General features: G+C 72.0%; 3 protein-coding genes and 2 pseudogenes. All 5 read left to right on the top strand.

Translation table 11 applies throughout. The features are described 5' to 3' along the window. Nucleotides 1–513, top strand: a pseudogene (locus ACTWQJ_RS45210) (acyltransferase family protein); the annotation flags it as partial. Nucleotides 514–873: 360 nt separating this feature from the next. Further along, entirely contained in the window at nucleotides 874–1,944 is a 1,071-nt protein-coding gene (locus ACTWQJ_RS45205; protein WP_443312204.1) for a fatty acid desaturase family protein, read from the top strand. 862 nt (nucleotides 1,945–2,806) lie between these two features. Further along, on the top strand, nucleotides 2,807–4,027 hold the full coding sequence (locus tag ACTWQJ_RS45200) for a sensor histidine kinase (protein ID WP_443312203.1): 1,221 nt from the start codon (nucleotides 2,807–2,809) through the stop codon (nucleotides 4,025–4,027). Beyond that, nucleotides 4,024–4,731 carry a response regulator gene (locus tag ACTWQJ_RS45195; RefSeq protein WP_443312202.1) on the top strand — a complete coding sequence of 236 codons (708 nt, stop codon included), beginning with the start codon at nucleotides 4,024–4,026 and terminating at the stop codon, nucleotides 4,729–4,731. Before ACTWQJ_RS45200 ends, ACTWQJ_RS45195 begins: the two co-directional genes overlap by 4 nt. Before the next feature lie 461 nt (nucleotides 4,732–5,192). Further along, nucleotides 5,193–5,828, top strand: a pseudogene (locus tag ACTWQJ_RS45190) (ABC transporter ATP-binding protein); the annotation flags it as partial.

The following is a 5,828-nucleotide window of genomic DNA, read 5'->3' as shown; positions in this document are numbered from 1 at the left end:
TGGCTGCTGTTCTCGGGCGGCGCGGCCCTGTTCGCCACCCTGCTGCTCGCCTTCCACTACCCGGCGTCGATGGTGGGCGTGCCCGGCGCGTCCCGGACCAACTCCCACCCGCCGTCCCTGCTGGTCCTGGCGCTCGCGGCCGCCCAGTCCGGTGCGGCGATCCTGCTGCGCGACCGGCTGGCCCGGCTGCTCCGGCGCCCCGCCCTGTGGACCCCGGTGGTGATCATCAACCTGTCGGCGATGACGATCCTGTGCTGGCACCAGACGGCGATGCTCGCCGCCGCGGTCCCCGCCTCGTACTTCGGCGAGATCCCCGGCCTGACCACCGCGCCGGACACGGCCGGATGGATCCTGGCGCGGATGGCCTGGATGCCGCTCTTCGCGGGGCTGCTCGTGGCGATCGCGAAGTTCGCCCAGCCCCTGGAGACCCCGTGGGACCGCACCGGCACGACCCGCCGCGCGGCGGCGGGCGTGCTGGCGGCGGGCTTCGCCTACTTCGCGCTGGCGGCGTGAGCGATGTATACGCACCGCCGTATCACCGCGGTCCGGGCCGCCGCACGGACACTCGCCTCCGCACGACGACCCGCCGGTGGGCAGCTGGCCCGGCGCTCCGTTCACAGGCCGCGGCCGGCACGTCCCGCCGCTTCGTCACCGATGGCACGAAGCACCTCGGAGAGCCAAACAAAACCGTGCACCACGACACCCTGCGCCGCGCCGCGTGCGGATACCCCCCTTCAGCGTGAAGGATCCCCCCCGGATCGGCCGGGTGATGGCTCCATGGCCCACCAACACCCTGGATCCGTACGTTCTTTAGGCCGGGCTGACGAGCCACGCGCCGCATCAACACCATCCACCGAACACCGGAGTACAACCATGTCCTTGGCCGGCGAAACCGCTCTGCCACACCCCGAGAAGGCCACCGCGAGGCAATCCCCACCGGACACGGGCAGCGAGTTCACGCCCCTGCTGCGCGACGTCAAGGGACAGGAGCTACTCGATCGGCGCACCGGCTGGTACGCACGCACCATAGTGACCAACGCGCTCAGCTTGGCCGCCGTCGTCACTGGCATGGCACTCATCGGCGATTCGTGGTGGGTACTCGCTCTCGCCCCCGTCCTCGCCGTCCTGTGTGCTCGCACGGCGTTCATCGGCCACGACGCGGGCCATGCCCAGATCAGCGGCAACCGCGTCACGAACCGCCGCATCGGGCTCATCCACGGCAACCTGCTGCTCGGCATGAGCTACGCGTGGTGGAACGACAAGCACAACCGCCATCACGCCAACCCCAATCACATCGACAAGGACCCTGACGTCGCCGCCGACGTCCTCGTCTTCACCAGCAAGCAGGCCGCCACCCGCACGGGCTTCCGCGGCTGGCTCACCCGCCACCAGGCATGGCTCTTCTTCCCCCTCACCCTCCTCGAAGGCCTCGCCCTGAAGCTCTACGGCTTCCAGGACCTGCGCCGCCAGACCGGCCGCGAGCGCCTGGTGGAGGGCGCGCTCCTTATCGCCCACATCGCCGGGTACGTCACCCTGCTCCTGACGACCATGCCGCTCGCGCACGCACTCGTCTTCGCCGCGCTCCATCAAGCCCTGTTCGGGCTGCACCTGGGCATGGCCTTCGCGCCCAACCACAAGGGGATGGACATGCCCGACCCTGACGGCGAAAAGTGGGGACACCTGCGACGCCAGGTCCTCACGTCCCGCAATATCAGGGGCAGCGTCCTCACCGACTGGTTCCTCGGCGGCCTCAACTACCAGATTGAGCACCACCTGTTCCCCAGCATGCCCCGCCCCCACTTGAGGCTCGCCCAGTCCATGGTGAAGGCCCACTGCCGCGACCTCGGTATCCCCTACGCGGAGACCGGCCTCATCGACTCCTACCGTCAGGCCCTACGGCACATGCACGAAGTGGGAGAACCGCTGCGCGCCGACATCCGATGAGTCGGCGCTGCTCCGGATTCGGCCAGCAGGCGTAAAAGGTCGCGTTGAAGCGTTCCTCGGCGGCTTGTCCGCGGAGTTGCCGATGGTGGCCATACGCCGGCGCACCCCAGTACGCAAGGTGCTTATACACAGGTGTTCGTGCTCATCGGAGTGTGCTGTGTTGTCGCACTCGTCCTGGCCCTGCTCATCCGTCCGGGACGGCGAACGGCTTCCCAACGGCATTCCACGCCCTGCGGTTCTCTCCTGCCCGCGGATGGAGCAGGTGGGTAGGGGGCGCCCGGTCGTTGACGACGACGGGTCGGTGCGGAGTACCGCACCACCGGCATCGGGGACGCCCCATGGTCAGTCTCTCTTCTGGCCCGCAGAGTGGAGAACAGAGGCTGATCATGGCCGCGCCTCAAGAACACAGGGGGACAACGGCGATGGAGACACCCGAATTGCTGGCAGCGGCCGAGCATGTGCCCAGTTGGGGCTACCTGCTCCTCTTCCTCGCCACCGCGGCTCCTCTGCTGCCGAACGGTTCCCTGGTCATCGCGTGCGCCGCGCTTGCCGGACAAGGGTATGCGTCGGCGCCTCTGATCGTCCTCGTGGTTCTGGCGGGAACGGTCTCCGGCGATCTCGCGCTGTACTCATTGGGCGGCCAACAGGGCCAGCAGGCCGCCCACGACATGCATGGCGTGGGCGGCGCCGTCGGCCTGGGCGCACGGCCCAGCGCGCGTCCGGGCACAGCAGTTACTTCGCGCCCGGCACGGACAGCCTGGCGAACCTCGCCGCCGGCGGAACCGGTGACTACGGTTCCGCCGAGTCCGCCTGACAGTTGCGCGTCTCCTGACGCCGTCCCGCCGCACATAAGCTGGGGCCCATGACGTCAGCGGAGGAGGAACCCCCGCGCGCGCTGCTCGCAGGGGCGTCGCGTCGGTGGGTACGGCTGCTGCCGTGGGGCGTGGCGTTCGTGCTGTGCGTCGCCCTGCTGCCCACCACCATCCAGGTGCTCAGCGTCGACTACGGCCTGAACGGCGGCATCGCGACCGCGCTGGCCGTTGCGCAGACGGCACCGCTGCTGCTCGCAGTCGTCCGCCCGCTGCAGGCCTGGTACGTGATCTTCGCCGCGGACGTGGCCGGGGCGCTCGCCCTGCTCACCGTCGACCTCGAAGCGCGGCACATGTGGCCGTTCCCGCCCATGGAGATTGTCGGGTACGTCGGCCTCTGCCTCGCCCTCGGCCTGCGCGAGCCGCGCCGGACGCTGCTGCTGGTGTGGCTGGCGACGGCGGGCGCGAACGTCGGCCTTGGGTTTTTCACGCCCAACGGATTCAGCGGCAGGAGCGCACTGCTCACCATTCTCAGCGGCGTCGCACTCGTGCTCGCCGGTGCGCTCCGCGAGCGATACGAGGCGCAGCGCAGGCTGGCCGAGCAGGAGACGATCAGCGAGGCCGAGCGCGACCGGCGGACGCTGCTGGAGGAACGCGCCCGCATCGCGCGCGAGCTGCACGACGTGGTGGCGCACCACATGTCCGTCATCACGGTGCAGGCGGACACCGCGGCGTACCGCCTTAACGAACTGCCGCCGGACGTGCAGGAGGAGCTCACGTCCATCGCGGCGACCGCGCGCGAGTCGCTCAGCGAGATGCGACGGCTCCTCGGCGTGCTGCGGAACGAGGAGGCGCCCGGCGAGCTCGCGCCCCAGCCGGGCCTGACGCGGATCGGGCAGCTGGCGGAGGCGACGGTAAGGGCGGGCGTGCCGGTGGAGTTCACCCCCTGCGACGCCGACGTGCCCGAGGCGGTGGGCCTTTCCGCGTACCGCATCGTCCAGGAGGCCCTCGCGAACGTCGTGCGGCACGCGCCGGGTGCTCCGACGCAGGTGTCGGTGTCGGAGGACGGGGAGCGGCTCACCGTCCTCGTCGTCAACGGGCCGCCGCCCGAGCCGCCCGCCGCGCCGCTCGAGGAGGGCGGCACCGGGCATGGCCTTGTCGGTATGCGCGAGCGGGTGCGGCTCGCCGGCGGCACCCTCGACGCGGGGCCGCTGCCGGACGGCGGCTTCCGGGTCGCCGCACAACTCCCACTGACCGAAAGGGACCTCACGTGACGACGCGCGTCATCATCGTCGACGACCAGGCCATGGTGCGGGCCGGCTTCGCCGCGCTGCTGGCCGCCCAGAGCGACATCGACGTGGTGGGCGAGGCCCCCGACGGTGCGCAGGGTGTCGAGCTGAGCCGGCGCACCCATCCCGACGTCGTGCTGATGGACGTCCGCATGCCCGAGATGGACGGCCTGGAGGCCGCGCGCCGCCTCCTCGCGCCCCCGCCGGGCGGTGGGGGCACCGCCCACGCCCTTCAGGCAGTGGGGGAGCACCGGCCGCGCGTCCTGATGCTCACCACGTTCGACGTCGACGACTACGTCTACGAGGCGCTGCGGGCGGGCGCGAGCGGCTTCCTGCTGAAGGACGCGCCGCCGGCCGACCTCATCGCGGCGGTACGCATCGTGGCCTCGGGCGACGCGCTGCTCGCCCCCTCCGTGACGCGCCGCCTCATCGCGGACTTCGCCCGGCAACGTCCCGCCGCCCGAGGCAAGCCCGCGCTGCGGCTCAAGGCCCTGACGGAACGCGAAACCGAGGTCCTCACCCTGGTGGCCCGCGGCCGGTCCAACGCGGAGATCGCGGAGACGCTGGTGCTGGCCGAGCAGACGGTGAAGACGCACGTGAGCCGCGTCCTCACCAAGCTCGACCTGCGCGACCGCGCCCAGGCGGTGGTCTTCGCGTACGAATCGGGGCTGGTAGCCCCGGGCGAGTAGGACAGCCCCTCCCCGAGGCTGCGCCCCGGGACCCTCAGCACGTCGCCATCGGAGGCGGAGGGGCCTGCGGCCCCTGGTGCTGGCCACCCTGAGCCGCGTCGGGCGGGTCGCGGTCTCGTTGGGGGCGGCTCGCTCCACGACCCCGGACGGCGCAGGCGCCCCCACCCAGCAAAGCGGCTCCCTCGCCGGGGCTGCGCCCCGGACCCTGGCATAGGGCGGCAACGGGGCGAAGCCCCATGCACGCCGCGCCGACGGCAGCCCGGCCGACCCGCCTCCGGCGCAGGCCGGGCTCCGCCCCCAGGCCCCGGGCGGTAGCCCCCGGCGGAGGGTAGGGCCTGCCCCTCCTCCGCCCCCTACCGCGGTAGCACCTCCACATTGGCTCCCGGGTGTGACGCCCGGCGCGCAGCCGTCCCCGCACTCTCCACCCCGTCGCAGAAGTGGACGGATGAGGGAGACGGGACATGAGGCTACGCAGCGGCAAGCGGCAAGCGGCAGAAGGCGGACGACCGACCGGGGGCCCCGGCCACCACACCCGGTCTCGCCGTCGAACTGCGCGGTGTCCGGAGGCAGTACGGCCGCGGCGCGGGCTCCGTGCACGCCCTCGCGGGCGTCGACCTCGCCCTCCCGCGCGGCACGTTCACCGCGGTCATGGGCCCGTCCGGGTCCGGCAAGTCCACCTTCCTGCAGTGCGCCGCCGGGCTCGACCGGCCGTCGGCGGGATCCGTGCGCCTCGGCGGTACGGAGATCACCGGTATGAGCGAGAACAAGCTCACCGAGCTCCGCCGCAGCCGCCTCGGCTTCGTCTTCCAGGCGTTCAACCTGCTGCCGTCGCTGACCGTGGAGCAGAACGTCCTGCTGCCCCTGCGCCTCGCCGGGCAGCGTCAGGACCGCCGCCGGGCGGCCGCGGTGCTCGCGCAGGTCGGGCTCGCCGACAAGGCGCGGCGCCGGCCCGGCGAGCTCTCCGGCGGCCAGCAGCAGCGCGTGGCCATCGCCCGCGCCCTGGTCACCAGCCCCGACGTGGTGTTCGCCGACGAGCCCACCGGCGCCCTCGACACCGGCACCGCCGCCGAGGTCCTCGGCCTCCTCCGGCACGCGGT

It is taken from the genome of Streptomyces sp. KR55, from assembly GCF_052245645.1.
In the GTDB taxonomy this organism is placed as follows: domain Bacteria; phylum Actinomycetota; class Actinomycetes; order Streptomycetales; family Streptomycetaceae; genus Streptomyces; species Streptomyces flavusporus.
This window is presented reverse-complemented; position numbering and strand designations above follow the sequence as displayed.

Bases quoted from the DNA above. Each gene is read 5' to 3' on its own strand.
- ACTWQJ_RS45200 (WP_443312203.1), top strand. From the start codon at position 2,807: ATGACGTCAGCGGAGGAGGAACCCCCGCGCGCGCTGCTCGCAGGGGCG.
- ACTWQJ_RS45205 (WP_443312204.1), top strand. From the start codon at position 874: ATGTCCTTGGCCGGCGAAACCGCTCTGCCACACCCCGAGAAGGCCACC.